The organism is Pseudomonas aestiva (genome assembly GCF_039908605.1).
Taxonomy (GTDB): domain Bacteria; phylum Pseudomonadota; class Gammaproteobacteria; order Pseudomonadales; family Pseudomonadaceae; genus Chryseomonas; species Chryseomonas aestiva.
On sequence record NZ_CP150916.1, the window covers coordinates 122,729 to 145,889 of the forward strand.

Genomic DNA, 23,161 nt, shown 5'->3' on the forward strand with positions numbered 1-23,161 from the left:
AAAAGGCTACGCCGTTTTCCACGCTACGAGGTCGCGGTGTCAAAACCACGCTCCAAACCGCCCCCTCTCCCTCAGGGCGAGGGCCGGGGTGAGGGTACCCTTGGCACTCAATCCTCAGGTGGAAAAGGCTACGCCGTTTTCCACGCGACCGAGGGTGACAGGACCCGTAGGTTGGGCTGAGCCTGCGAAGCCCAACGATCCCAACCTCCAGCGCCCATCAGTGCGCCTCGTCCCAATTGCCACCCACCCCCGACTCCACCAGCAGTGGCACGTCCAGCTCGCCGGCACCGCTCATCAGCGGTAGCAGGCCTTCGCGCAGACGCTCCACCTGATCTTCGCGGACCTCCAGCACCAGTTCGTCGTGTACCTGCAGGATCACCCGGGCGTCCAGCTCCGGGGTCGACTGCAGCCAGCCATCCACGGCGATCATGGCGCGCTTGATGATGTCCGCCGCGGTGCCCTGCATGGGCGCGTTGATCGCCGCCCGCTCGGCGGCGCGACGCAGGCCCTGGTTCTTGGAGTGGATGTCCGGCAGGTACAGCCGGCGGCCATAGAGGGTCTCCACATAGCCCTGGTCCACCACCTGGGCGCGGGTGCGCTCCATGTAGGCCAGCACACCGGGATAGCGCTGGAAATAACGATCGATATAGGCCTGGGCCTCGGCCCGGCCGACGCCGATCTGCTTGGCCAGGCCGAACGCGCTCATGCCATAGATCAGACCGAAGTTGATGGCCTTGGCGCGGCGGCGATCCTCGTTGCTGACCTCTTCCAGCGGCACACCCATCACCTCGGCGGCGGTGGCGCGGTGCACGTCCAGGTCGTTCTGGAAGGCGTGCAGCAGACCTTCGTCCTGGGCCAGGTGAGCCATGATGCGCAACTCGATCTGCGAATAGTCCGCCGCCAGCAGGCGATAGCCTTTCGGCGCGACGAAGGCCTGGCGGATGCGCCGGCCCTCGGCGGTACGGATCGGGATGTTCTGCAGATTCGGGTCGCTGGAAGACAGCCGGCCGGTCGCCGTCACCGCCTGGTGGTAGCTGGTATGGATACGGCCGGTACGCGGATTGATCTGCTGCGGCAGCTTGTCGGTGTAGGTGCTCTTGAGCTTGCTCATCTGCCGGTACTGCATCAGCACCTTGGGCAGCGGGAAGTCCTGGTCGGCCAGTTCCTGCAGCACCGCCTCGGCGGTGGAAGGTTGGCCGGAGGCGGTCTTGCTGACCACCGGCAGGCCCAGCTTGACGAAGAGGATCTCGCCCAGCTGCTTGGGCGAACCCAGGTTGAATTCCTGGCCGGCCAGTTCATAGGCCTCCTTTTCCAGGGCGATCATCTTCTCGCCCAGCTCGCGGCTCTGCACCCCGAGCAGCGCCGAATCTACCAGGGCGCCGTTGCGCTCGATGCGCGCCAGCGGCGGCACCAGCGGCATCTCGATGTCGCGCAGGACTCCAGCCAGGCCGGAGATGGCTTCCAGCCTGGGCCAGAGCGTCTCGTGCAGGCGCAGGGTGACGTCGGCATCCTCGGCGGCATAGGGCCCGGCCTGCTCGATGGCGATCTGGTCGAAGGTCAGCTGCTTGGCGCCCTTGCCGGCGATGTCCTCGAAGCGGATGGTGCTGTGGCCCAGGTACTTGAGCGCCAGGCTGTCCATGTCGTGGCGGGTGGCGGTGGCGTCCAGCACATAGGATTCGAGCATGGTGTCGAAGGCGATGCCCTGGATCGTGATGCCGTAGCGGGTCAGCACATTGAGGTCGTACTTGCCGTGCTGCATGACCTTGAGCTTGGCCGGGTCCTCCAGCAGCGGCTTCAGCGCGGCCAGCACCGGCTCCAGCGCGAGCTGGGTCGGCGCGCCCATGTAGCTGTGGGCCAGCGGCACATAGGCGGCCTGGCCCGGCGCCACGGCGAAGGACAGCCCCACCAGCTCGGCGCGCTGGGCATCGATGCTGGTGGTCTCGGTGTCGAAGGCGAAGCGGTCGGCGGCCTGCAGGCGCGCCAGCCAGGCGTCGAAGTCGGCCTGTTCCAGCACCGTGTCGTAGTGGGTTTCCACCTGGGTGGTGGCGGCGTCCTCGGCCAGCGGCAGGGGAGCGCCCTGGCGCTTGGTGTCGCGGATCAGGTCATCCAGCCAGGACTTGAATTCCAGTTCCTGATAGAGCGCCATCAGGGCTTCCACATGGGGCTCGCCGACTTTGAGCTCGTCGAAGGTCAGCTCCAGCGGCACGTCCAGCTTGATAGTCGCCAGCTGGTAGGACAGGTAGGCCTGCTCGCGATGCTGGTCCAGCTTGGCGGCCAGCGACTTGGCGCCGCGCAGGGGCAGGGCGGCCACGGCATCGAGGTTGGCGTAGAGGGTATCCAGGCCACCGCCGATGCCGTTGAGCAGGCCGGCGGCGGTCTTCTCGCCCACCCCGGGTACCCCGGGGATGTTGTCGATCTTGTCGCCCATCAGCGCCAGGTAGTCGATGATCAGCTCGGGGCCCACGCCGAACTTGGTCCTGACCCCTTCCACGTCCAGCACGCTGCCGCTCATGGTGTTGACCAGGGTGACATAGGGGCAGACCAGCTGGGCCATGTCCTTGTCGCCGGTGGAGATCACCACCGGGCGCTCGGCGCTGGCGCAATGACGGGCGAGGGTGCCGATGACATCGTCGGCTTCCACCCCTTCGACGGCCAGCAGCGGCAGGCTCAGGGCGCGAATACAGGCGTGCAGCGGCTCGACCTGGCCGCGCAGGTCGTCGGGCATGGCCGGGCGCTGGGCCTTGTAGTCGGCGAAGAGTTCGTCGCGGAAGGTCGGGCCCTTGGCGTCGAAGACCACCGCGAAGAGGCTGTCCGGATACTGGCGGCGCAGCGAGAGCAGCATGTTGAGCACGCCCTTCACCGCGCCGGTCGGCTTGCCGGTGGAGGTCATCAGCGGCGGCAGGGCATGGAAGGCGCGATAGAGATAGGAGGAACCGTCCACCAGGACGAGAGGGGCGTGGCTCATGGTCTGGACCTTTGTCGTGGCGTGTGCGGCGTCTGTCCGGCTAGTCTCGACGACTGCAAAACCGGGTTCTAGGCTCTGTACGAAAGGTGTCTGCGCTCGGTGATGCTTCGTTGAAAAAGCCTTCGGAATGCTCATTTACCACTCGTAAACTCCGCTTCCTCAGTCTTTTTCGCCTCGCCTGACCTTCGCTCGACGACTTTTCGTACAGAGCCTAGAATCGACCACTCGCTCCGTTCAAAAGGTCAAAGGTTACCATGGGTGCTCGTCGCTTCCTCTTCGCCGCGTTGCTGCTGGCGCCGCTGGTCCAGGCCGCGGAACCGCTGCCACCGGGGGAAAAGCCCCTGCCTGACGAGATCAAGGTGATCCGCTACCAGGCCGGCGACCAGACCATCGAGGAGACGCGCATCCGCGGGGTGCTGCAATCCACCCGGGTCATCCCCAAGCATGGCGCGCCCTACGAGCTGGTGCCCGCCGATGGCAGCAGCACCGCCGCCAACGACAAGCCGACCCTGCACGTCCCCAGCTGGCGCCTGTTCAGCTGGTAGGCGCAAGGCGCCTGGACCGGTAAACTGCGCGCCGCTCGCACATTCCTCCGCCAGGCCCTGTCATGTCCGTCTTCACGCCCCTCGATCGTCCCACCCTCGAAGCCTTTCTCGCGCCCTATGGTTTGGGCCGGCTGCGGGATTTCCGGGGCATCGCCGAGGGCTCGGAAAACACCAACTACTTCATCAGCCTGGAAGGCGGCGAATTCGTCCTGACCCTGGTGGAGCGCGGTCCGGTGGCGGAGATGCCGTTCTTCATCGAACTGCTCGATGTCCTCCACGACGCCGACCTGCCGGTGCCCTATGCGGTGCGCACCCAGGATGGCCAGGCCCTGCGCCAGCTGGCCGGCAAGCCGGCGCTGCTGCAACCGCGCCTGGCCGGCCGCCACGAGCGTGCGCCCAATCCCCATCATTGCGGCGAAGTCGGCCACCTGCTGGGCCATCTGCACCGGGCCACCGCCGGCGAGCGCCGCATCGAGCGCGCCAGTGATCGCGGCCTGGCCTGGATGCTGGCCGAAGGCGAGCGCCTGGCGCCGGGCCTGGACGCCACGGCCCGGCCGCTGCTGGAGCGCACCCTGGGGGAGATCCGCGCGTTGCTGAGCGAGCAGCCGCCGTTGCCCGAGGCCAATCTGCACGGCGACCTGTTCCGCGACAATGTGATGTTCGATGGTCCCCGGCTTTCGGGCGTCATCGACTTCTACAATGCCAGTTCCGGCTGGATGCTCTATGACCTCGCCATCACGGTGAACGACTGGTGCTCCACCGAGAGCGGCGCGCTGGACCTGCCGCGCGCTCGGGCGCTGCTGGCGGCCTATGCCGCCGATCGCCACTTCACGCCGGGCGAAGCCGAATTGTGGCCGGTGCTGCTGCGCGTCGCCTGCGTGCGCTTCTGGCTGTCACGACTGATCGCCGCCCAGGCCTTTGCCGGCCAGGACGTGCTGATTCATGACCCGGTCGAATTCCAGCAGCGCCTGGCGGCGCGGCAGCAGACCCCGCTGGAATTGCCGCTGACCCTGTAGCCCAGGTTCCACGTGGAACCTCTGCGCTGAGCTACAGCTGCAAGCGTCGCTCGATGACGGGCTGCGCCTGTCCCTGCCGCTGCCAACTCAGCGTCGCCTCGATCAGACTGCCCGGTGCTGCGCCCAGGCGCGTGGTGACCGGGCAGCCGTCACCCCTGGCCGCGCCGGCCTGACGGGTGCGGGCGACGCCCCCCGGTCCGTGCAATTCGATGACGAGTTCGTAGCTCAGGGGTGTGTCTTCGCCGGTAAAGCACAGCTGTACCTGAGCGCCCGCCGGTTGCGGCTGCAACTCCAGGCGGGCGCTGGCCGCGGCGCCGCCTGCCAGGGGCAGGAGGGCCGCGAGCAGCCAGGCAGCGCGCGTCACCGCTGGTTGATGGTGGCGCTGTTGCCGAAGCCGCTCTGCGAGATCCGCGCGCTGTCGTTGAAGCCGTTGAAGTTGGCCGAGGTCTGCAGGATGCTCGCGCGGTTGCTGTCGCCGACCTGGCTGACGCTGGCCGTGCTGATGGCGCTGGTGACGTCGAGACGCGCCTCGTTGCCGTTGCCGCTCTGGACGATGCTGGTCTGGTTGCTGTCGCCCTGGACGGTGACGCTGGCCAGGTTGTCGTCGCCGGTGGAGCTGCCGCTGAAGCGATTGCCGCGGCCGGCCTGGTCGACGTTCAGGGTGTTGCGATTGCCGTCCTGGGTAAAGGTCAGTTCGTTGAACTTGCCGGAGGAGAGCACCGTGGCGACATTGGCCTGGCCACGCTGGGTCAGCTCCACGGTGTCGACCGAGTAGCCCTGCTGGGTCAGGTCGATGCGGTTGTCGGTGCCGGACTGGGCGAGGGTCGCCGTCACGGCATCGCCGCTCTGGTCGACGCGCACCTGGTTGTTGTCGCCGTTCTGCTCCAGGGTCAGCTGGGCGCTGGAGGCCGACTGGACCAGGGTGCCGCTGTTGCTGCCCACGGAGCTGATGGTGGCCTGGTTGCCGAAGCCGTCCTGGGCCAGGCTATGGACGCTGCTGCCGCCTTCCTGGCGCAGGGTCGCCACATTGCCCTGGGCGTAGCCGTAGATATCGCCGCCCTGGGTGATGGTGGCGCTACTGGCGCCGGTCTGGACCACGCTGATCGCGTTGCCTTCGCCCTGCAGCTGATAGAGGGACGCGCTGTTGCCGGCGCCGCTCTGGTCCAGGGTGAGGGTGCCGCTGGTGCCGTCCTGCTGGACGAGGGCGGTGCTGTTCTGGGCGAAGGCGTTGGCGGCCACGAGGGCCAGCGTCAGGGCGGCCAGGGGCCTGAGTAGAAACATCTGTCTGATCTCCATGAGTGCCATCAGCGGTACTGACGTACCACCGTATTCTGGTTGCTTCCGTACTGGACGATGCGGCTGGACAGGCCCGAGCCGTGCTGTTCGATGCGGGCGTTGCCCTGGACGCCGAGTTGCAGGATGTCGGCCTGGTTGCCGCTGCCGACCTGCTCGATGCGTGCGACGTTGCCGTAGCCGCCCTGGAGGATGACCGCGCTCAGCTCCGTGCCGTCCTGCAGGATGCGGGCTTCCTGGGCGGCGCCGCTCTGGGCCACCTGAGCGCGCAGCGCGGTGCCGCGCTGGTCGATGAGCGCCTGGTTGCCTACGCCGAACTGGCGGATGACGGCGTCGCGCCCGGCCGCTGGGGCCTGACCCAGGTCGCCGGTCTCCATGAGATCGGCGGCCGACGCCAGGGCGTCCAGGCCGAGGGCCAGGGCAAGGACCACGGCCAGGCCGCGGGTTGGGCTGCGCATCTCTGTCACCGTCATTGCCTAAGATTCTCCGCCTGGCATTGTCCGGAGCCGCCTGGCCCATCGCTATCGCTCCAGGGAGCGAATCCCGCGGGGCCGGCGGCTTAATCCCTAGCGCCGGTTCGGCTCCAGGTACTTGGTCAGCGCCGGATCGCGCGGATCGCGACCGTCGGCCACCAGCCACAGGCGCCGCTCCACGCCCTGGGCGACCAGATGAGCGACCGCCGCCTCGATGGCCGAGAGCACGCACAGCTGCGCTGGCTCGTTGGTGGTGTAGCCGGACTCGGCTTCGAGCAGCTTCTTGAATTCGATGAACTTGAAGACCCCGGCCTGGCGGCCGATGGAGTAGATGGTCTTGGAGGTCATGACATTGGCCAGCACCCGACCGCTGCGGGTATCGATGGCACGCAGGTTGACCGTGACCTGATCCACCCGGTACTCCTCGGACAGGCCGATGCCCAGGTAGCGGGCCCCCTCGCCGCCGCTGCGGACGTTGGTGTCATAGGCCACCACGCCGCCTTCGAGCAGCAGGTTGGCCGCCTGCAGCGAGGGCAGCGCCTGCTGCAGATTCTCCGGCAGGTCCGGCTTGTTCTGGGTGGCACGGATGATCTTGCGTTCGGTCAGCAGATTCTGCAGGCCCTCGCGTTCGAGCACCACGAACCAGCCACTGGCCTGCAGGGCGTCCACCAGCATGCTGCCGGCGCCCTGGGTCACGGCGGTGGAAAAGGAGCTGGCCGGATTGGGCTTGTACTGCCCGGTCTGGTCGCGGAAGCCGTAGACGGCGGCCACCAGCGGGCCCTTGGGCGGCGGCAGCGCCAGCAGGTCATAGTAGGTGGAGGCGCGCGGCGTCAGGGTCGGGGCGGCATTCTGTTCGGCGGGCATGGGGTCGCGCACGCAGCCGGTCAGGACGAGGGCGGCGCTCAGGGCCGCCGCCAGGGAAAAGGCGTTCATGGCAGGCATCCGTGCTCAGGGTTGGTTGAAGCCGTTGACGGAGATTTCCGAAATCTCCCCGGTCCCGCGGTCGGTGATCTGCACGGTCAGGTTGCCGGAATCGTCGACGATGTTGACGATGAACTGGTCGGTGGACAGCGTGCCCGAGTTGCCGTCCTTGATGTCGGTCAGCACCTGGGACAGCAGCCGCGATTCCAGCTGGCTGGTGAAGCGTTCCAGGGGCGACTGGCTGCTGGCGCTGCTGCGCAGGTCGGGATCCTTGTGGCGATCCTGGGCGGTGGCGTTGTTCAGCAGGTAGGTGCCATTGAGCGGATTGCCGCCAAAGGACGGATTCACCGGCGAGTAGACCAGCTCGGTCGCCATGGCCGGGGCGACGCCCAGGATGCAGAGCAGGGGCAGGGCCTTCCAGGCGTGCGCGTTCATAACTCGTCCTTATCCATGTCGAAAGTGTCCTGCAGCAGATTTTCCAGGCGCCGGCGGGTGATGCCCTCGTGGACCTGGTCCGCCGCGGCGTAGGCGGCATCCTTGAGTTCGCTGTTGTTCGGCGGAATGAACTGGCGATAGAGCAGCCGCTGCTCGTACTCGACCCAGACCAGGCTGCCCCAGCGCGCCGAAGGCCGTTCGCGCACCACCAGGTTGAAGTCCAGGTCGGTGGTATCGGTCAGGCGGTCGGCGAAGTGGCGATAGAAGTCGTGGCCGAAGCGGGAGATGGTGTTGTCCACCAGCAGTCCCTGGATCAGCTCGCCCTCGGCCCGCAGCGGTCCGGCCAGCAGCAGGCCGAGCAGCAGCCAGGCCGCCTTCATCCCGGCAGGTCCTGCCCGGCATGGAAGCGCAGCGCCGCCTCGGCGCGATTGGCCGCGCCGGTCTTGCGCAGCAGGTTGTGCATGTGGCTCTTGACCGTGTGGGTGCTCAGGCACAGCGCCTCGCCGATGGCGGCGTTGGACAGCCCGCGCCCCACCAGCCGGAGGATCTCCCGCTCGCGCCGGGTCAGGCCGTCGGCGGCGATGCTGGGGCGCTCGCGGGAGCGCCGCAGCAGGTGGGCCAGGATGGCGCGGGGCAGCCAGTCCTCGCCGGCCAGCAGTGCGCCCAGCCCCTGCAGCAGCTGGTCGCGGCTGGCCTGGGGGGCGAACACGCCCTGGATGGCGGGAAAGCGCTCGACCCAGGGCAGGGCCTGTTCGAGGCTGGCGTTGAGAAAGGCCACGGTGACCGCCGGCGCCAGGCTTTCCAGCCAGCGCTCCAGTGGCGCTTCGGGCACGCTGCCGAGATCGACCAGTACCAGGCTGGTCTCGCCGGCCGCTTCCAGCTCGCGGGCGCAGCTGAGCTCGATGCCGTGGCGTTCTTCGAGAAAGGGTTTGAGCAGTTCTGCCAGGAGGACGTTTCTCGTCGTCAGGCAGACCTTGCTCGCAGGTATCGCGCGCATGTCCATATGGGCTGTCTCATCATCCGTTGCGCGAACGCTGAGACAAATCGCCGGGAGCGACAAGAAAAAACTGACCGATTTCCAGCGACTTACCGGCTCTGTGGACCGCTTGGCAGATTACCCGTCGACCAGCCGTCGGCGGCTAGCTCCAAAGACTTAGCTCTCTGGATGGAGCGGGTAATCCAGGCGCTCTGCAAGCGGCAGCGCCTGGACGAGCGATCGCCGCCTCAGCGGGTGAGGATGACCTTGCGCAGGTGGCGCGGCTGGTCCGGGTCCTGGCCCCGAGCCTCGGCCAGCAGTGCGGCCAGGCGATAGAAGCTCTGGATCGCCAGCAGGCCGTCCAGGTCCGGATGACCGGCGACGGCGAGGGGCAGGTCGCGCTCGGCGATCTCGTCCGGCGCGGCCAGCAGCACCCGCGCACCGCGTGCGCGCAGGTCCCGCGCCAGTTGCAGCAGACCGGCCTGTTCGGGGCCGCGCAGGGCAAAGATCAGCAGCGGATAGCCACGCTCCACCAGCGCCAGGGGACCGTGCTGCAATTCCGCGCCGCTGAAGGCCTCGCCCTGCAGCGCCGAGGTTTCCTTGAGCTTGAGCGCGGCCTCCTGGGCGATGGCGAAGCCCGGCCCGCGGCCGACCACCATGCAGCGTTCGGCGTCGCGCAGGACGGTCAGGGCCGGCGCCCAGCTCAGTTCGGCGGCGCGATCCAGGGCCTCGGGCAAGGCGACTCCAGCGGCAAGCAGGGTCTCGTCCTGCTGCCAGTGGGCGATCAGCCGGGCGGCGGCGGCCAGGGTGGCGATAAAGCTCTTGGTGGCGGCGACGCTGCGCTCGGGACCGGCCTGCACGCCGATGGCATGGCGGCAGGCCAGGGCCAGCGGCGAGTCGATCTCGTTGACCAGGGCCGCGGTGCGGGCGCCGTAGCGATCCAGGGCGGACAGCGTCTCGATCAGATCGGGACTGCGTCCGGACTGGGAAAAGCCCAGGGCGAGCTGGCCTTCGACGCGTAGCGGCGCCTGGCGCAGGGTCACCAGTGAGGGCGGCAGGGACAGCACCGGCAGCCCCAGGTGGGCCATCGCCAGGTAGGCGAAATAGCTGGCCGCATGGTCCGAGCTGCCACGCGCCACCGTCAGCGCCAGCTGCGGCGGATTGCCCCTGAGGTCGTCGGCCAGAGCCGCCAGGGCCTGGTCGATGGTCGCCAGTTGGCGAGCGACCGCCGCGCCGCTGGCGGCGGCTTCTGCGAGCATGAGCGAGGTCAAGAGGGTCTCCTTGGGCGTACGCCTAAGTCTCGCACTCTGCCACTCCTGGACAGGCGCGACCAGCCGACCTTGGCCTAGTCGCCTTCGTCCGCCGCACCGCCGGTGAATTGCAGGTCGTGCTTGCGCAGCTTGTCGGACAACGTCTTGCGCGGCAGGCCGAGGGCTTCGGCCAGGCTGCGCAGGGAGGCGTGGGGCCGGGCCAGTTCGCGCTGGATGAGTTCGCGCTCGAAGGCCTCGACCTGCTCGCCCAGTCCGGCAGCCAGGGCTGCCGCGGCGGGCGCCGCCAGCACCGGGGCCGCGGCCACGGGCGGCGCCGTCATGGGCGCCAGGGGCGCATAGGCGCTGTTGTCCAGCGCCAGCTCCAGCCCCAGGGCGAAGCGCTCGGCGGCGTTCTGCAATTCGCGCACGTTGCCCGGCCAGCTGTGGGCGATGAGAGCGGCGCGCTGCTCGGCATCGGCTTCGCGCAGCGGGGTGCCATGGCGCTGGGCGGCGGCCAGGGCGAAGTGGCGGAACAGCGGCAGGATGTCTTCGCTGCGCTCGCGCAGGGCGGGGATGCGCAGGGTGGCGACATTGAGCCGGTAGTAGAGGTCGGCGCGGAAGCGACCCTGGTCGGCGGCCTGGCGCAGGTCTTCCTTGGTGGCGGCGACCACCCGGATATCCAGCGGGATCTGCTGGTTGGAGCCGAGGCGTTCGACCTTGCGCTCCTGCAGCAGGCGCAGCAGCTTGACCTGGACATCCAGGCTCATGCTCTCGATCTCGTCGAGGAAGAGGGTGCCGCCGCTGGCGTATTCGAACTTGCCGATGCGTCTTTTCTGGGCGCCGGTGAAGGCGCCCTGTTCATGGCCGAAGAGTTCGCTCTCCACCACGGATTCGGCCAGGGCGCCGGCGTTGATGGCGACGAAGGGGCCGTCGCGACGATTCGACAGGTCGTGCAGGGCGCGGGCCACCACCTCCTTGCCTGCGCCCGTCTCGCCATGAATGAGCACATCGGCCTGGGTCGCGGCAAGGGCGCCGATCTGGTCGCGCAGCCGGGCCATGCCCGGAGTCTGGCCGATCAGCCGGGTCTGGAGTTCATGGCGCTCGGCGAGGGCCAGGCGCAGGCTGCGGTTCTCCAGCACCAGGTGGCGGGCGCCCAGGGCGCGGCGCACGCTGTCGATCAGCGCATCGTTGGCGAAGGGCTTTTCCAGGAAGTCATAGGCGCCGGCGCGCATGGCCTGCACCGCCAGGGGCACGTCGCCGTGGCCGGTGATCAGCACCACCGGCAATTCGGCGTCACGCTGGTGCAGCTGGGCCAGCAACTCCAGGCCATCGATGCCGGGCATGCGGATGTCGCTGACCACCACGCCGGGCCAGTCGCGCACGGCCGCCAGCTCCAGCTCGCGGGCATCGGCCAGGGTCGTCACCTTGAAACCGGCCAGGTCCAGGGTCTGGCTCAGCGCCAGGCGCAGGTGGGCGTCGTCGTCGATCAGCAGGATCTGGCTGGCGGGATCGAAGGGGGGCAGGGCACTCATGACTGGGACCTAAGGTAGAGGGCTGACGGTCAACCGCGGACTTCTTCCTGGGGCACCGAGGCGACCCCCGGCTTGCCATGCAGCAGATAGAGACGTACCTCGGCGCCACCGTCGCCATGGTTGGACAGGTGCAGGTGGCCACCGAGGGTCCGCAACAGGTTATCGCAGATCGCCAGGCCCAGGCCGAGGCCCTGGGCGGTGGCCTTGGTGGTGAAGAAGGGTTCGTGGGCGCGGGCCAGGGCCTCGCTGGAAAAGCCCGGACCGTTGTCTCTCAGGATCAGGGTCACGCCGCGCTCGTCGATGCTGGTGGTCAGCCACAGCCGGCGGGTGCTGGTCTTTTCCGCGAGGGCGTCGAGGGCATTGCTCAGCAGGTTGCTGATGATCTGCCGCAGGCGGGTTTCGCCGGCCTGCACCCACAGCGGCGCATCGGGCAGGTCGCGGATCAGCTCCACCTGCATGGCTCGGCGCCGCGCGGCGACCAGCGCCAGGGCGTCTTCCAGGGCGCCCTGCAGCACCACGCTCTCCGGCGCACGGCGGGCGCCACGGGCATAGGCCTTGAGGTGGGCGATGATGTTGGCCATCCGCGTGGTCAGCTCGCCGATCAGCTTGAGATTGCCGCGGGCATCGTCCAGCCGATCGTGGTCGAGCAATACGACGGCGTTTTCCGTGTAGCTGCGGATGGCGGCCAGCGGCTGGTTGAGTTCGTGGCTGATGCTGGCCGACATGGTCCCCAGCGCCGACAGCTTGCCGGCCTGCACGGCTTCGTCCTGGGCGCGCATGAGTTCGCGCTGGGCCTGCTCGCGGTCGTGCACCTCCTGCTGCAGCCGCGCGTTGAGCGTCTGCAGGTCGCGGGTGCGCTCCTCCACGTTCAGCTCCAGGTCACGCTTGGCCCGGGCATCCAGCGCCAGGCGCTCGATGAAGTGGCGCCGTCTCAGGGTCATGACCACCAGCAACAGCAGCAGCGCCAGCAGGGTCGCCGCGCCGACGTAGAGGGCACTGCGCACCTGGCGCTCGACCATCTCCCGCGGCGCCAGGATCTGCGCGTTCCAGCCGACCTCGTCGAGATTGCGGGTCTGGGTCAGCCAGTCGCCGGGCACCAGGGTCAGGGGCGCCGGATTGGTGGTGGGGTAGGGCCGGTTGGCATTGACCTGCTCGCGCTGGCGTTCGTCCAGCGGATGGGTGGCGCGAAAGCGCCAGGCGTCATGGGAGGTGAGGATGACCACGCCCAGGTCGTCGGTGACCAGCAGTTGCTCGGGCGCATTGCCCCAGAGCTTTTCCGCGCTGTCCAGGTCGACCTTGACCACCACCACGCCGATGGCCCGCGTGCCATCGCGCACGGCGGCGGCGAAATAGTAGCCGCGCTTGCTGGAGGTGGTGCCGAGACCGAAGAAGCGCCCCGGCTGGCCCTGCATGGCCGCCTTGTAATAGGGCCGGAAGGAGAAGTCGCGACCGACGAAGCTGTCCGCCTGGCGATAGTTGGAACTGGCCAGGCAGGTGCCGTCGTCCTGCATCAGGTAGATGACGTCCGCCCCGGTGCGCTGGCGGATGTCTTCCAGCATCTGGCTGGCGGCGTCCTGGGCCGTGCTGTCGCCCTGGCCTTCCAGGGCATGGCGCAGCACCGGCAGATCGCCCAGCAGGTCCGGCAGCACCTCGTAGCGCCGCAGCGTGCCCAGCAGGTTGGCGACATAGAGATCCAGGGTCTGGCCGTTCTGCTCGCCCAGTTGCGCCTCGTAATAGTGCTGGGCCGCGTAGCGCAGCGGAATCAGCAGCAGCGTCAGACCCAGGGCCAGTAGCAGCAGGCTGCTCCAGCGGGGGCGCTTGGGAAGGTGAGGACTCTTGGGCATGCGCGGCTACGATCAGGGGGGCGTCCCGGCATTATGCCCAAGCCGGGACCCTGGCGAAGAGGTCGTCAGACTGTTAACGCCTTGGCAGTCGATTGAAATATATTGTTACCAATGGCCCCGGCTGTGGACGAGGACACGGATTTGCCGGGCGAAAGCCGGCTAACTGAACCTGCAATCAGCCACCGAAGGAGTGACTTCCATGAAAAGCACCACCCTCTGCCTGACCCTCGCCGGCCTGCTGGCCACCTCTGCCGCCTTCGCCCAGACGGCGCCCGCCGATCCGGCCACGCCCCCTGCCGCGACCAGCAGCAGCCCGGCCAAGACCGGCAAGCAGGCCACCACCCACCACAAGAAGGTGGCGCACAAGAAGGTCCACAAGGCCACTACCAGCGGCAGCTGATCCACGGCGCGGCACCTCCCTGCGCGGGAGGTGCCTAAAGGGGAGTGAATCCGTCCAGAGGAGTCCTCCCATGCGCCCGTTCCCCCTGCTTCCCGCCCTGATCCTGGGCCTCAGCCTGTCCGGCGCCGCCCTGGCCCAGACCAGCCCGACCAATCCCCCGGCCACCCCCGCGCGGCCCGATCCCACCAGCACCCATGGCATGGAGAAGGCACCAAGCACCGGCGTCGGCGCGGCCGACAACGGCTCCAGCGGCGGATCGGGCAGCAATACCGGCGCCGATCATGTGAAGAAGCCCAAGACCCAGCACAAGGATCACTGAGGCAGTCCGCCCATTCCCCCGGGGAATGATCCAATGAGCAAAGATCGCTTGAGCAGCCCGCGCGGGCATGTCGAAATCGGCTTCTAGCCTGAGCCAGGAGTCGCTCCCATGACCGCCGCGTCGCTGCTTTCCCCGGATCTGATCCGCACCCGCTTTTCCCAGGCCATGTCAGCGATGTACCGCCAGGAGGTGCCCCAGTACGGCACCCTGCTGGAACTGGTCGCCGAGGTGAACGCCGGACAGCCGGGCTTCGCCGGGGATTCCGCGGAGCGCCTGGACCTAGAGCGCCACGGCGCCATCCGCGTCGGCACCGCCGCGGAACTGACCACCCTGCGCCGCCTGTTCGCCGTGATGGGCATGCAGCCGGTCGGCTACTACGACCTCAGCGTGGCCGGGGTGCCGGTGCATTCCACCGCCTTCCGCCCCGTCGAGCCGGCGGCTCTGCAGATCAATCCGTTTCGCGTCTTCACCTCGCTGCTGCGCCTGGAGCTGATCGAAGACGCCGAGCTGCGCCAGTTGGCCGAAAAGGTCCTGAACGAGCGCCGCATCTTCACCCCGGGCGCGCTGGAGCTGATCGAGCGCGCCGAGGCCCAGGGCGGGCTGACGGATGCCGAAGCCGAAGCCTTCGTCCAGGAAGCCCTGGAGACCTTTCGCTGGCACCGCGAGGCCAATGTCGACGCCAGCCTCTATCAGCGCCTGCACGACGCCCATCGGCTGATCGCCGACGTGGTCTGCTTCAAGGGTCCGCACATCAACCACCTGACCCCGCGCACCCTCGACATCGACGCCGTCCAGGCCCGGATGCCCGCGCGCGGTATCGCGCCCAAGGAAACTATCGAGGGGCCGCCCCGCCGCCAGTGCCCCATCCTGCTGCGCCAGACCAGCTTCAAGGCGCTGGAAGAACCCATCCTGTTCCAGGGCGAGGTCCAGGGTTCGCACACGGCGCGCTTCGGCGAGATCGAGCAGCGTGGCATCGCCCTCACGCCGGCCGGTCGCCAGCGCTACGACGAACTCCTGCAGGAGGTCCGCCAGCGCAGCAAGGCGGCCGGCAGTGACTACGCAACGGTATTGGCCGAGGTGTTCCAGGCGCTACCCGACAACTGGGACGAGCTGCGCCGCCAGGGCCTGGCCTGGTTCCGCTATCGTGCCGCGCAGAGCACTGGGTCGAGCGTCGAGACCACGGATACCGAAGCCCTGATCGGCGCCGGCCAGCTCCTGGCCGATCCCATCACCTACGAAGACTTCCTGCCCGTCAGCGCCGCAGGCATCTTCCAGTCCAACCTGGGGGCCGGCAGCCAGCAGGAGTACCAGAGCGGCGGCAATCGCGCCGCCTTCGAAGCCGTCCTGGGTGCGCCGGTGCTCGACGAGATGGCGCTGTACGAACGCCAGCAACAGGAATCCCTGGACACCGCCCTGGCTGCCCTCGGCCGCCCCGCCTAGAATGGAGGCTCCCGCGTCGGCGGCCCCCGGTCCCGACGTCCGCCCCTGGCAGGCAGCCACGATGTTCACCAAACTCGATCCGACCGACTGGCAGCTCATTCACCTGCTGCAGCAGAACGCCCGCGCCTCCAACGCCACCCTGGCCCGCCAGCTGGGCCTGGCGCGCACCACTGTGGTCACCCGCCTGGCGCGCCTGGAGCGCGACGGCATCATCCAGGGCTACGGCCTGCGCCTGGGCTCCGAACTGGAACAGGCCGCCGTGCGCGCCTACTGCGCCATCAGCGTCCTGCCGCGCAGCACCGCCGGCGTCATCCGCGCCCTGGAAAAGATGGTCGAGGTCGAGGAAGTCTCCTCGGTCAGCGGCCAGTTCGACTACCTGGCCTTCCTGCGCTGCACCACCCACGAAAAGCTCGACGAACTGCTCGACCGCATCGGCAACCTCGAAGGGGTCAAGCAGACGCAGACGTCGATCATCCTGAATCGGAAAATCGATCGGCGTTTGGGTGCTTGATAGCCGGCCTTCTTGAAGCTTACCGGAAGTACCTTTACTGCTTGTTTAAAAGCCGCCACCTGCGTTTAACCATGCCTGTTCGTCCGGAGTGTTGAGCCGGCCTAGAACATAATTTCGGTGCGGAAAACGACCGAAGCGAGCGATCACCTCCAGATGAGCCTCTGCATAGCGCCGGTAGTGCTCGATCCCCAGTGCCTCGAAAAGTATGAGCGAGTGCCGCTGATCGTCCAGCGCCTCGGAGTGCTCGAAGGGCAGGTAGAAGAAGGCGCGCAGTTCGGCTTCGATCTGCTGATCCAGCCCGGCGTCGATCGCCTGTCGCGCGTGTTGCAGAGCCAGGCCGTCGGTGGCGAAGGCGTGGCTGCTGTGGCGGAAGATATTGCGCGGGATCTGATCAAGCAGCAGACACAAAGCCAGAGCGCCTTCGGCGCTGGCAACCCAGCCGTCCAGCTCACCGCGACTGGCGGCCAGATGCGTGGCCTCGAAACGCGAGCGGCACTCGGCGTCGAAGGCAGGACCGCCGTTGAACCACAGGCGTTGGCCGGCGGCACGCCAGAAGGAGACGACCTCGACTGGATTCATCTTGCACTCCTTGTCTAATCGGACTCTACGTGGAACCCCTCAGCCCCGCCCTACATAGGGCATCTTGGTCGCCATCACCGTCAGGGTCTGGACGTTGGCGTCCAGCGGCAGGCTGGCCATGTAGCGAACGGCATCGGCGACGTGCCGGACGTCCATGCGCGGCTCCACCGCGGTGCTGCCGTCGGCCTGGAGTACGCCGTTGGCCATACGCTCGGTCATCTCGGTGGCGGCGTTGCCGATGTCGATCTGGCCGCAGGCGATGTCGAAGGCGCGGCCGTCCAGGGCCAGAGCCTTGGTCAGCCCGGCCACGGCATGCTTGGTGGCGGTGTAGGGCGCGCTGAAGGGCCTGGGCGTGTGCGCCGAGATGGAGCCGTTGTTGATGATGCGTCCGCCACGGGGTGTCTGCGCGCGCATCAGGGCGAAGGCCGCGCGGCTGCAGAGAAAGACGCCGGTGAGGTTGGTGTTGACCGCCCGGTGCCAGGCGTCCAGTTCCAGCTCGTCGATGGGCACCGCCGGGGCACCGACGCCGGCATTGTTGAACAGCAGGTCCAGGCGGCCGTAGGTATCGCGGATGCGGGCGAACAGCGCCTCGACGCTGGCGGCATCGGTGACGTCGCAGGGTACCGCCCGGGCTTCGCCGCCCTGTTGCCGGGCTTCTTCGGCGAGGGCCTCCAGGGGTTCGGCGCGGCGAGCGGCGAGGACCACGCGGAAGCCGTCCTGCAGCAGACCGAGGGCGACGGCGCGGCCGATGCCCTGGGAGGCACCGGTGACGAGGGCGATGGGGCGGGCGGTGGTCATGGGCGGTCCTTGGACGGGGGAGGAGCTTCCAAGGCTAGCAGGTAGGGAGGGGTGGTGGGCGGCCCTCACCCTGGCCCTCTCCCGCAGGGAGAGGGGGTGGCTACGGCGTGTTGGGAAGGTAGGTGGCCCCTGGTAGCTCCTGTCGGCTCAGCGCAGCTTGAAGTCGGTCGCCACCAGGATCGCCTGGCCGGAGGGTCGCGCGCGCAGGCGGTCGAGGTAGGCGGCGAGGCGGGGCCAGGTCGTCTGCCAGTGGAGGTCGGGCAGGGGCTCCAGGTAGTCGAGCATGGACGCCAGCAGGGCGTCGGGTAGGCTGAAGTCGGCGCCGCAGAGAAAGCTCTGGTCGCCCAACTGGCGATCGAGCACGGCCAGAGTCGCGTCGACGTCGGCCAGGGCGCGCTGCTCCTCCTCCGGCGTGCGGAAGGGCTCGGGTCGTGGCCCGGCGACGCGCAGCAGATAGCGGCGGACCAGGCGGGTATCCACGGTGGTGAGCAGAGCGCTGCTCCAGGCGTCCTGCTCCGGGTTGCCGCCGCGCTCCGGCGAGAGCCGACGATCGAGATGCCGGCAGATGGCGAGGGTCTCGAAGATTCGTAGCTCGCCATCGAACAGCACCGGCACCTGGCCGAAGGGGTGCAGCGCCAAATGGGCTTCGCTGCGCCAGGCGATCGCCTGGCCGTCAGGGGCGAGGCCACAGGGTAGCTCCAGGTCCTGTTCGAGGGCATGAAGGCGCACGCTGCGCACCAGGGTGCTGAAGGCGGGACCGAAGAGATAGGGCGTCATGCTGCAGGCTCCTTGCAAAGAAGGCTGCATGCTGGCAAAGGAGACCTTATGTTCAAGAACATAATCTGGAGGAGCCATGGCCTGGCCCCTTGATAAGCGCGAGCAGACCCGCCAGCGCATCCTCGACAGCGCTGCCCGCCTGTTCGCCCTTCGCGGCTTCGATGCGGTCGGCCTCGATGACCTGATGGCCGATGCCGGTCTCACCCGCGGCGCCTTCTATCACCACTTCCGCACCAAGACCGAGGTCTATGACCAGGCCATCGCCCATGCCGCGCGGGTCGGCAGGGCCCGGCTCGACGGTCTCGGTAGCGAAGGCCTCGGGCAGCTGGTCGAGCATTACCTGAGTCGCGAGCATGCCGAGGGCGATTCGCTGCGCTGTCCGCTGGCCTTTCTCGCGGCCGACGTCACCCATCGAGAGGCCGCCATCCGTGGCAGCTATACCCGCTTCTTCGCGCGCTTCGTCAGCCGGCTGGAGCGGGATTTGCCAGGACCGCCGGCGCAGCGGCGCGCCCGGGCGCTGCAGCTGGCCACCACCCTGATCGGTGGCGTGGCCCTGGCGCGGGCGCTGGACGACGAGGCCCTGGCCGAGGAGTTGCTGGTGGCCTGTCACCAGGGCGCCCAGGGCCTGCTGGAAGAGGGCGATGATTTGGCAGCGGCGGCCGGCTAGGCGACACTGGCGACTCCTTCGTCCGCCGGAGTCACCCATGCAGATTCGCCCCCTCGCCGCCGCCGATTTCGATCAGGTCTGGCCGCTGATCCAGCAGGTCGCCCAGGCCCGGGAGACCTATGCCTACGACCCGGACATGAGCCGCGACGACGCCTGGCGCCTCTGGGTGGAGCTGCCGCGGGCAACCTTCGTCGCCGAACGCGATGGCCAGATTCTCGGCAGCTACTACCTCAAGGCCAATGCCATGGGCCCGGGCGATCACGTCTGCAATTGCGGCTACATGGTCGCTCCTGCCGCCCGTGGCCAGGGCGTGGCTGGCGCCCTCTGCGAGCACTCCGTGCAGGTGGCTCGCGAACTGGGCTTCCAGGCCATGCAATTCAACTCGGTTGTGGCCAGCAACCAGGTGGCGGTGCGGCTCTGGCAGAAACACGGCTTCGAGATCGTCGGCACCCTGCCCAGGGCCTATCGCCATGCCAGTCTGGGGCTGGTGGATTGCCTGGTGATGTATCGCTGGCTGGCGGACTAGCGCCACTCGCTCAACACGGCCCGCAGCGAGGCCGGCAGCATGGGGCCGTGGCCCAGGCCTTCGAGCACCTCGTAGCGCACCCGGATGCCGGGGAGCTGGCCGAGGCGGTCGGCCAGGCGCCGGGTGGCATCGGCGGGGACCTCGCTCTGGAAGTGCGCGGGCAGTTCGCGTTCGGCGCCGCCCTGCAGCAGCACCAGGCGGGCCGGATGGGCCTTGAAACGCTCCTTGAGCTGCTCATCACTCTGAGGTAGCACGGTGGGGCTCCACCACAGCGAGGGACTCACGGCGTAGCCCTGGGCGAAGGCGTCGGGGCGGGTGAGCAGGGCGTGGAGGACGAACAGTCCGCCCAGAGAATGGCCCCAGAGCGCGCGCTGGCCATGATCCAGCGGCAACTGCCGCGCCACCGCCGGCTCCAGGCGCTCCAGCAGCCAGGCGAGAAAGACGTCGGCGCCACCGGTGGCCAGCTCGCGGAAGCGTTCGCTGGTAGGCGCGGACGGCGTGTAGTCGTAGGCCCGTCCGGGGCCGTCGATGCGCTTGCCGCCCGTGTAGCCCACCGCGACCAGCACGGGCGGATGGGGCCGCCTGGCCAGGGTATCGAGCAACTCGGCGTTCAGCCCGCCCAGGGCGGCGTTGCCGTCGAGCAGATAGAGCACCGGATAGCCGGCGGCCGGTGCCGGGGTGGCGGGTCGGGCGATCCATACCTGGTAGTGGCGGGCGCCATCGACGGAATCCAGCTGGAGTTCGCTGAAGGCATAGCCGTGGCCCGGCTGCTGCAGCACCTGGGCGTCCATGGGCCGATCGATGGGGCGGGCCTGGCCGGGAGCGGCGAGGGCGAGCAGCAGCGGCAGGGCCAGCCAGGCGCTGTGACGGACGGAACGGGGCAAAGGCGGCATCGGCGAACAAGACTCATTTCCAATGGAGCGGTCGAGCCTACCGGTCTCTGTCCCCGCTCGCCATACTGGTCAGGATTTCCCGTTGCCAGGACATCCCATGCATCACCCTCATCTGCTGTTCGATCTCGATGGCACCCTCACCGATTCGCGCCTGGGCATCACCCGGGCGATCCAGGTGGCGCTGCGCGCCGAGGGGATCGAGGAGCGCGATCTGCGCAGGCTGGAAATCTTCATCGGCCCGCCGCTGCTGCAGAGCTTCATGATCCACTACGGCTTCGACGAGGCGCGGGCCTGGCGCGCGGTGGAGGCCTATCGGGGGTATTTTCGCGCTACCGGTCTCTATGAGAACGAGGTCTATGCGGGCATCCGCGAGTTGCTGGCCGAGTTGCAGGCGGCCGGACGGCGGCTCTATCTGGTGACGGCCAAGCCGCGGGTGTTCGCCGTGGAGATCCTCAGGCACTTCGCCCTGACGGAATTCTTCACTGCCCTGCATGGCAGCGAGCTGGATGGCACCCGCGCCGACAAGACCGAACTGCTGCGTTTCGTGCTGGAAACCGAAGGCCTGGCGCCGGAAAGCTGCCTGATGCTGGGTGACCGCGAGCACGACCTGATCGCCGCCCAGGCCAACGGCGTGGCGGCGGTGGCGCTGGGCTATGGCTTCGGCAGTCGGGAAGAGCTGGAGCGCCAGCGCCCGGCCTTTCACTTCCACAGCGTGGCGGCCCTGCGCCAGGGCTTCGGCCTCTAGCTGGACGCGCCGACCTGCGCGGCGGTGGCCGGCAGGTCGTGGGGCGCGCCGGGGATCAGCCGCAGGTGGCGGTCTGCACCACCAGGCTGGCGCTGGTGGTGATGGTCAGGCGCTGGGAATTGAAGTCCATGGTCATGGGGTCCTGCGGACGGACCACCCGGACGACCTGGGCACCGGCGCGCTGCCGGCCTTCTTCGGCCAGAGCCGGGGAGAGGGCCTTGCCGACCAGATCCTGGACCGCATCGGAGTTGCAACGGCCACTGCTGCTGACGGCGCCGCTCGGGGCCGAGGAGGCCGCCGCCGGGCTGCTCTGGGTTTCGTGCGAGCCGCAACCGGCCAGCAGGGTGAAGAGCGCGGCACCAGCCAGCAGGAGGGGAGTCTTGGAGCTCATGAGTTCGCCTTTTCGATCGTGGGAGAAGGAACCTTAACCCGTACGGGCCTCCTCATGGACCCCTCAAGGGCGGGCATTGTTACAAAGCGCGATACAGAAGACGTCGAGAGACCTGGCTGACCAGTCGTCCTGCAGGAATAAAGTTAATAAAGATAACGTTCGGTAATCGGCCAGATTCGGTCCGGATGGCTTGATCCATTTCTGCCATCGACCATCATCGAGCCAGGGCCAAGCCGCCCTCTGGTGACGACAACAACAACAAAGGGACACCCGCCATGTCAGCTCGCTATCCAACCACCCTCCCTCCTGACCGCTACCTGATCCGCGCCCGCTAGGCCCTGATCCGCGCGCCCCGGCGGCGCCTTCCGCTTCCCCAGTCAGGACGGTCATCTCATGTCTTTTCCGCGCTCGCTTCCGGCCCGCGCACGGGCCCGCTCGTGCCTCGCCTTTACCACTCTTGCCTCCTTGCTCGCCAGCCAGGGCCTACTCGCCGCGCCTTCCACCACCCTGGAAAGCGCCCGGCCCAAGCCGCTCAACAGCCTGGAGACCGCGCGTCCCCTGCCGCCCGGACCGCCACGCTGGGCCGAGGACTATCGCTTTCTCGACGATCCGCAAAAGCGCACCGATCCCTTCGACGGGCTGCGCTACCAGCGCCTCGGCGACGCGGCCTGGCTGCAGACCGGCGGCGAGGCGCGCTATCGCTTCGACAGCATCCGCAATCCGGTCTTTGGCCGGCGCGGGGTGGCCACCGATCACTACATCCAGCAGCGCCTGCAGCTGCACGCCGATCTGCACCTGTTCGACGACGCCGTGCGCGCCTTCGTCCAGCTGGAAAACACCCGCGCCTGGAACAAGGCGCTCTACGGGCCCTACGATCAGAGCCGCACCGAACTGCACCAGGCCTTCATTGACCTCAACACGCCGCTGGCCGGCGGCAAGCTGATGACCCGCATCGGTCGCCAGGAGCTGGGCTATGGCAACCAGGCCTTCGTCACCTACCGCGACGCCCGCAACATCCGCCTCAACTTCGACGGCCTGCGCCTGGCCTGGAGTCGCCCGGACGGCTACCGGCTGGACGCCTTCGGCCTGAGGCCCGTGGTGACCGGCGAGGACAGCTTCGACGATGGCTCCAACAACGCGGTCAAGTTCTATGGCCTCTACGGCACCCTGCCGCTGGCCGGGCCGCTCAAGCTGGATGTCTACGGCTTCGGCCTGGAGACCGACCAGCGCACCCTGGACGGCCTGACCGGCGCGGAAAAGCGCTACACCGCCGGCCTCCGCCTGTTCGGCAACGCCGGTCCCTGGGACTGGAGCTGGGACCTGGCCGGGCAGGGCGGGCATCTGGCCGGCGCCCAGATCCGCGCCTGGGGCCTGAGCAGCGAAACCGGCTATCGCCTGGGCGGCGCCTGGAAGCCGCGGCTGGCCCTGCGGGTGGACGCCGCCAGCGGCGATCACGGCCTGGGCGACGACCGCGTCGGCACCTTCGATCCGCTCTATCCTAAGAACGGCTTCTATGGCGACTCCGGTCTCACCACCCTGGCCAACCTCTATCTGGTCGGCCCGCTGCTGACCCTGGCGCCGCAGCCGACCCTGCAGCTGGAGAGCGGGCTGTTCGGCGTCTGGCGGCAGAGCACCGAAGACGGCGTCTACCTGCCGGGCATGACCACGGTGCCGGGCACCGCGGCCAGCTCGGCGCGCAAGGCCGGCACCCTCTGGCGCAACAACCTGCGCTGGATGCCCACCGCCAACCTGACCTTGGATCTGGAATACAGCTACTTCCAGGCCGGCGCCGCCGTGCGCCAGGCCGATGGCGACGACACCAGCTTCCTGATGGTCGCCACCACCTTCCGCTTCTGAGGAGTCCA

26 protein-coding genes are annotated in these 23,161 nt (G+C 68.3%); 10 read left to right on the forward strand and 16 right to left on the reverse strand.

All coding sequences use genetic code 11. The features are described 5' to 3' along the window. Positions 1-217 precede the first annotated feature (217 nt). A complete protein-coding gene (polA, locus tag AABM56_RS00605; RefSeq protein ID WP_133860324.1) occupies positions 218-2,965 on the reverse strand; it encodes a DNA polymerase I in 2,748 nt (915 codons plus the stop codon). Positions 2,966-3,219: 254 nt separating this feature from the next. On the opposite strand from polA, the gene AABM56_RS00610 reads away from it, so the two are divergent. Further along, entirely contained in the window at positions 3,220-3,510 is a 291-nt protein-coding gene (locus AABM56_RS00610) for a DUF2782 domain-containing protein (protein ID WP_027597317.1), read from the forward strand. Positions 3,511-3,572: 62 nt separating this feature from the next. Further along, entirely contained in the window at positions 3,573-4,526 is a 954-nt protein-coding gene (locus AABM56_RS00615; RefSeq protein ID WP_263258533.1) for a homoserine kinase, read from the forward strand. A 31-nt stretch (positions 4,527-4,557) separates the two neighbouring features. Here AABM56_RS00615 and AABM56_RS00620 read toward each other — a convergent pair whose 3' ends face one another. From AABM56_RS00620 to AABM56_RS00665, 10 genes are all read right to left on the reverse strand, one after another. Beyond that, on the reverse strand, positions 4,558-4,890 hold the full coding sequence (locus AABM56_RS00620; RefSeq protein ID WP_133860326.1) for a hypothetical protein: 333 nt from the start codon (positions 4,888-4,890) through the stop codon (positions 4,558-4,560). Then, the gene (locus AABM56_RS00625) at positions 4,887-5,807 is read right to left on the reverse strand and encodes a hypothetical protein (protein ID WP_263258532.1); all 921 of its coding nucleotides are present in this window, start codon (positions 5,805-5,807) and stop codon (positions 4,887-4,889) included. Before AABM56_RS00625 ends, AABM56_RS00620 begins: the two co-directional genes overlap by 4 nt. Positions 5,808-5,830: 23 nt before the next feature. Then, positions 5,831-6,277: a curli fiber surface-exposed nucleator CsgB gene (locus tag AABM56_RS00630; RefSeq protein WP_263258531.1), complete on the reverse strand. Its 447-nt coding sequence runs from the start codon at positions 6,275-6,277 to the stop codon at positions 5,831-5,833. A 108-nt stretch (positions 6,278-6,385) separates the two neighbouring features. Beyond that, on the reverse strand, positions 6,386-7,225 hold the full coding sequence (locus AABM56_RS00635; protein WP_133860329.1) for a CsgG/HfaB family protein: 840 nt from the start codon (positions 7,223-7,225) through the stop codon (positions 6,386-6,388). Positions 7,226-7,240: 15 nt separating this feature from the next. Then, entirely contained in the window at positions 7,241-7,648 is a 408-nt protein-coding gene (locus AABM56_RS00640) for a curli assembly protein CsgF (protein ID WP_133860330.1), read from the reverse strand. Then, positions 7,645-8,028 carry a curli production assembly/transport protein CsgE gene (gene csgE / locus AABM56_RS00645; protein WP_133860331.1) on the reverse strand — a complete coding sequence of 128 codons (384 nt, stop codon included), beginning with the start codon at positions 8,026-8,028 and terminating at the stop codon, positions 7,645-7,647. The genes AABM56_RS00640 and csgE overlap by 4 nt, the downstream gene beginning before the upstream one ends. Next, positions 8,025-8,645 (reverse strand): LuxR C-terminal-related transcriptional regulator, encoded by a 621-nt coding sequence (locus tag AABM56_RS00650; protein WP_252977223.1) that lies wholly within the window; start codon positions 8,643-8,645, stop codon positions 8,025-8,027. The genes csgE and AABM56_RS00650 overlap by 4 nt, the downstream gene beginning before the upstream one ends. 227 nt (positions 8,646-8,872) lie before the next feature. Beyond that, positions 8,873-9,883 carry an SIS domain-containing protein gene (locus tag AABM56_RS00655; RefSeq protein ID WP_263258654.1) on the reverse strand — a complete coding sequence of 337 codons (1,011 nt, stop codon included), beginning with the start codon at positions 9,881-9,883 and terminating at the stop codon, positions 8,873-8,875. Between the two features lie 86 nt (positions 9,884-9,969). Then, positions 9,970-11,406 carry a sigma-54 dependent transcriptional regulator gene (locus AABM56_RS00660; protein WP_133860334.1) on the reverse strand — a complete coding sequence of 479 codons (1,437 nt, stop codon included), beginning with the start codon at positions 11,404-11,406 and terminating at the stop codon, positions 9,970-9,972. Between the two features lie 29 nt (positions 11,407-11,435). Continuing rightward, on the reverse strand, positions 11,436-13,250 hold the full coding sequence (locus tag AABM56_RS00665; RefSeq protein WP_133860335.1) for an ATP-binding protein: 1,815 nt from the start codon (positions 13,248-13,250) through the stop codon (positions 11,436-11,438). A 199-nt stretch (positions 13,251-13,449) separates the two neighbouring features. Here AABM56_RS00665 and AABM56_RS00670 point away from each other — a divergent pair, with 199 nt between their 5' ends. The 4 genes from AABM56_RS00670 to AABM56_RS00685 all read left to right on the forward strand — a co-directional run bounded on the left by AABM56_RS00670 (position 13,450) and on the right by AABM56_RS00685 (position 15,920). Beyond that, on the forward strand, positions 13,450-13,650 hold the full coding sequence (locus AABM56_RS00670; protein ID WP_133860336.1) for a hypothetical protein: 201 nt from the start codon (positions 13,450-13,452) through the stop codon (positions 13,648-13,650). Positions 13,651-13,720: 70 nt separating this feature from the next. Further along, complete coding sequence (locus AABM56_RS00675; protein ID WP_133860337.1) at positions 13,721-13,969, forward strand: hypothetical protein; 249 nt, start codon at positions 13,721-13,723, stop codon at positions 13,967-13,969. A 108-nt stretch (positions 13,970-14,077) separates the two neighbouring features. Next, entirely contained in the window at positions 14,078-15,409 is a 1,332-nt protein-coding gene (locus AABM56_RS00680) for a VOC family protein (protein WP_263258529.1), read from the forward strand. Between the two features lie 61 nt (positions 15,410-15,470). After that, positions 15,471-15,920 carry an Lrp/AsnC family transcriptional regulator gene (locus tag AABM56_RS00685; protein ID WP_042135142.1) on the forward strand — a complete coding sequence of 150 codons (450 nt, stop codon included), beginning with the start codon at positions 15,471-15,473 and terminating at the stop codon, positions 15,918-15,920. A 45-nt stretch (positions 15,921-15,965) separates the two neighbouring features. Here AABM56_RS00685 and AABM56_RS00690 read toward each other — a convergent pair whose 3' ends face one another. The 3 genes from AABM56_RS00690 to AABM56_RS00700 form a co-directional block, all read right to left on the reverse strand. Next, the gene (locus AABM56_RS00690) at positions 15,966-16,499 is read right to left on the reverse strand and encodes a DUF924 family protein (RefSeq protein ID WP_133860339.1); all 534 of its coding nucleotides are present in this window, start codon (positions 16,497-16,499) and stop codon (positions 15,966-15,968) included. 39 nt (positions 16,500-16,538) lie between these two features. After that, positions 16,539-17,297, reverse strand: a complete 759-nt coding sequence (locus AABM56_RS00695) for an SDR family oxidoreductase (RefSeq protein ID WP_133860340.1) — start codon at positions 17,295-17,297, stop codon at positions 16,539-16,541. A 147-nt stretch (positions 17,298-17,444) separates the two neighbouring features. Further along, complete coding sequence (locus AABM56_RS00700) at positions 17,445-18,074, reverse strand: glutathione S-transferase family protein (RefSeq protein WP_133860341.1); 630 nt, start codon at positions 18,072-18,074, stop codon at positions 17,445-17,447. Between the two features lie 76 nt (positions 18,075-18,150). Between AABM56_RS00700 and AABM56_RS00705 the strand changes: the two genes are divergently transcribed. Continuing rightward, on the forward strand, positions 18,151-18,741 hold the full coding sequence (locus AABM56_RS00705) for a TetR family transcriptional regulator (protein ID WP_347883789.1): 591 nt from the start codon (positions 18,151-18,153) through the stop codon (positions 18,739-18,741). A 37-nt stretch (positions 18,742-18,778) separates the two neighbouring features. After that, a complete protein-coding gene (locus AABM56_RS00710; RefSeq protein ID WP_133860343.1) occupies positions 18,779-19,267 on the forward strand; it encodes a GNAT family N-acetyltransferase in 489 nt (162 codons plus the stop codon). On the opposite strand, the gene AABM56_RS00715 is transcribed toward AABM56_RS00710, so the two are convergent. Next, positions 19,264-20,151 carry an alpha/beta hydrolase gene (locus tag AABM56_RS00715; protein ID WP_263259871.1) on the reverse strand — a complete coding sequence of 296 codons (888 nt, stop codon included), beginning with the start codon at positions 20,149-20,151 and terminating at the stop codon, positions 19,264-19,266. The genes AABM56_RS00710 and AABM56_RS00715 overlap by 4 nt on opposite strands. 106 nt (positions 20,152-20,257) lie before the next feature. Between AABM56_RS00715 and AABM56_RS00720 the strand changes: the two genes are divergently transcribed. Then, entirely contained in the window at positions 20,258-20,905 is a 648-nt protein-coding gene (locus tag AABM56_RS00720; protein WP_133860345.1) for an HAD hydrolase-like protein, read from the forward strand. A gap of 55 nt (positions 20,906-20,960) precedes the next feature. Here AABM56_RS00720 and AABM56_RS00725 read toward each other — a convergent pair whose 3' ends face one another. Then, positions 20,961-21,296: an I78 family peptidase inhibitor gene (locus tag AABM56_RS00725; RefSeq protein WP_027598593.1), complete on the reverse strand. Its 336-nt coding sequence runs from the start codon at positions 21,294-21,296 to the stop codon at positions 20,961-20,963. Between the two features lie 393 nt (positions 21,297-21,689). On the opposite strand from AABM56_RS00725, the gene AABM56_RS00730 reads away from it, so the two are divergent. Then, on the forward strand, positions 21,690-23,153 hold the full coding sequence (locus AABM56_RS00730; RefSeq protein ID WP_263259872.1) for an alginate export family protein: 1,464 nt from the start codon (positions 21,690-21,692) through the stop codon (positions 23,151-23,153). Positions 23,154-23,161 lie beyond the last annotated feature (8 nt).

What these genes read in the sequence shown, in the direction of transcription:
- AABM56_RS00640 (WP_133860330.1), bottom strand. Translation starts at nt 7,648, where the DNA reads ATGAACGCGCACGCCTGGAAGGCCCTGCCCCTGCTCTGCATCCTGGGC.
- AABM56_RS00675 (WP_133860337.1), top strand. Translation starts at nt 13,721, where the DNA reads ATGCGCCCGTTCCCCCTGCTTCCCGCCCTGATCCTGGGCCTCAGCCTG.
- AABM56_RS00665 (WP_133860335.1), bottom strand. Translation starts at nt 13,250, where the DNA reads ATGCCCAAGAGTCCTCACCTTCCCAAGCGCCCCCGCTGGAGCAGCCTG.
- AABM56_RS00650 (WP_252977223.1), bottom strand. Translation starts at nt 8,645, where the DNA reads ATGCGCGCGATACCTGCGAGCAAGGTCTGCCTGACGACGAGAAACGTC.
- AABM56_RS00660 (WP_133860334.1), bottom strand. Translation starts at nt 11,406, where the DNA reads ATGAGTGCCCTGCCCCCCTTCGATCCCGCCAGCCAGATCCTGCTGATC.
- AABM56_RS00730 (WP_263259872.1), top strand. Translation starts at nt 21,690, where the DNA reads ATGTCTTTTCCGCGCTCGCTTCCGGCCCGCGCACGGGCCCGCTCGTGC.
- AABM56_RS00630 (WP_263258531.1), bottom strand. Translation starts at nt 6,277, where the DNA reads ATGCGCAGCCCAACCCGCGGCCTGGCCGTGGTCCTTGCCCTGGCCCTC.
- AABM56_RS00705 (WP_347883789.1), top strand. Translation starts at nt 18,151, where the DNA reads ATGGCCTGGCCCCTTGATAAGCGCGAGCAGACCCGCCAGCGCATCCTC.
- polA (WP_133860324.1), bottom strand. Translation starts at nt 2,965, where the DNA reads ATGAGCCACGCCCCTCTCGTCCTGGTGGACGGTTCCTCCTATCTCTAT.
- AABM56_RS00670 (WP_133860336.1), top strand. Translation starts at nt 13,450, where the DNA reads ATGAAAAGCACCACCCTCTGCCTGACCCTCGCCGGCCTGCTGGCCACC.
- AABM56_RS00625 (WP_263258532.1), bottom strand. Translation starts at nt 5,807, where the DNA reads ATGTTTCTACTCAGGCCCCTGGCCGCCCTGACGCTGGCCCTCGTGGCC.
- AABM56_RS00685 (WP_042135142.1), top strand. Translation starts at nt 15,471, where the DNA reads ATGTTCACCAAACTCGATCCGACCGACTGGCAGCTCATTCACCTGCTG.
- AABM56_RS00720 (WP_133860345.1), top strand. Translation starts at nt 20,258, where the DNA reads ATGCATCACCCTCATCTGCTGTTCGATCTCGATGGCACCCTCACCGAT.
- AABM56_RS00700 (WP_133860341.1), bottom strand. Translation starts at nt 18,074, where the DNA reads ATGACGCCCTATCTCTTCGGTCCCGCCTTCAGCACCCTGGTGCGCAGC.
- AABM56_RS00615 (WP_263258533.1), top strand. Translation starts at nt 3,573, where the DNA reads ATGTCCGTCTTCACGCCCCTCGATCGTCCCACCCTCGAAGCCTTTCTC.
- AABM56_RS00695 (WP_133860340.1), bottom strand. Translation starts at nt 17,297, where the DNA reads ATGACCACCGCCCGCCCCATCGCCCTCGTCACCGGTGCCTCCCAGGGC.
- AABM56_RS00610 (WP_027597317.1), top strand. Translation starts at nt 3,220, where the DNA reads ATGGGTGCTCGTCGCTTCCTCTTCGCCGCGTTGCTGCTGGCGCCGCTG.
- AABM56_RS00725 (WP_027598593.1), bottom strand. Translation starts at nt 21,296, where the DNA reads ATGAGCTCCAAGACTCCCCTCCTGCTGGCTGGTGCCGCGCTCTTCACC.
- AABM56_RS00680 (WP_263258529.1), top strand. Translation starts at nt 14,078, where the DNA reads ATGACCGCCGCGTCGCTGCTTTCCCCGGATCTGATCCGCACCCGCTTT.
- csgE (WP_133860331.1), bottom strand. Translation starts at nt 8,028, where the DNA reads ATGAAGGCGGCCTGGCTGCTGCTCGGCCTGCTGCTGGCCGGACCGCTG.
- AABM56_RS00655 (WP_263258654.1), bottom strand. Translation starts at nt 9,883, where the DNA reads ATGCTCGCAGAAGCCGCCGCCAGCGGCGCGGCGGTCGCTCGCCAACTG.
- AABM56_RS00710 (WP_133860343.1), top strand. Translation starts at nt 18,779, where the DNA reads ATGCAGATTCGCCCCCTCGCCGCCGCCGATTTCGATCAGGTCTGGCCG.
- AABM56_RS00690 (WP_133860339.1), bottom strand. Translation starts at nt 16,499, where the DNA reads ATGAATCCAGTCGAGGTCGTCTCCTTCTGGCGTGCCGCCGGCCAACGC.
- AABM56_RS00635 (WP_133860329.1), bottom strand. Translation starts at nt 7,225, where the DNA reads ATGAACGCCTTTTCCCTGGCGGCGGCCCTGAGCGCCGCCCTCGTCCTG.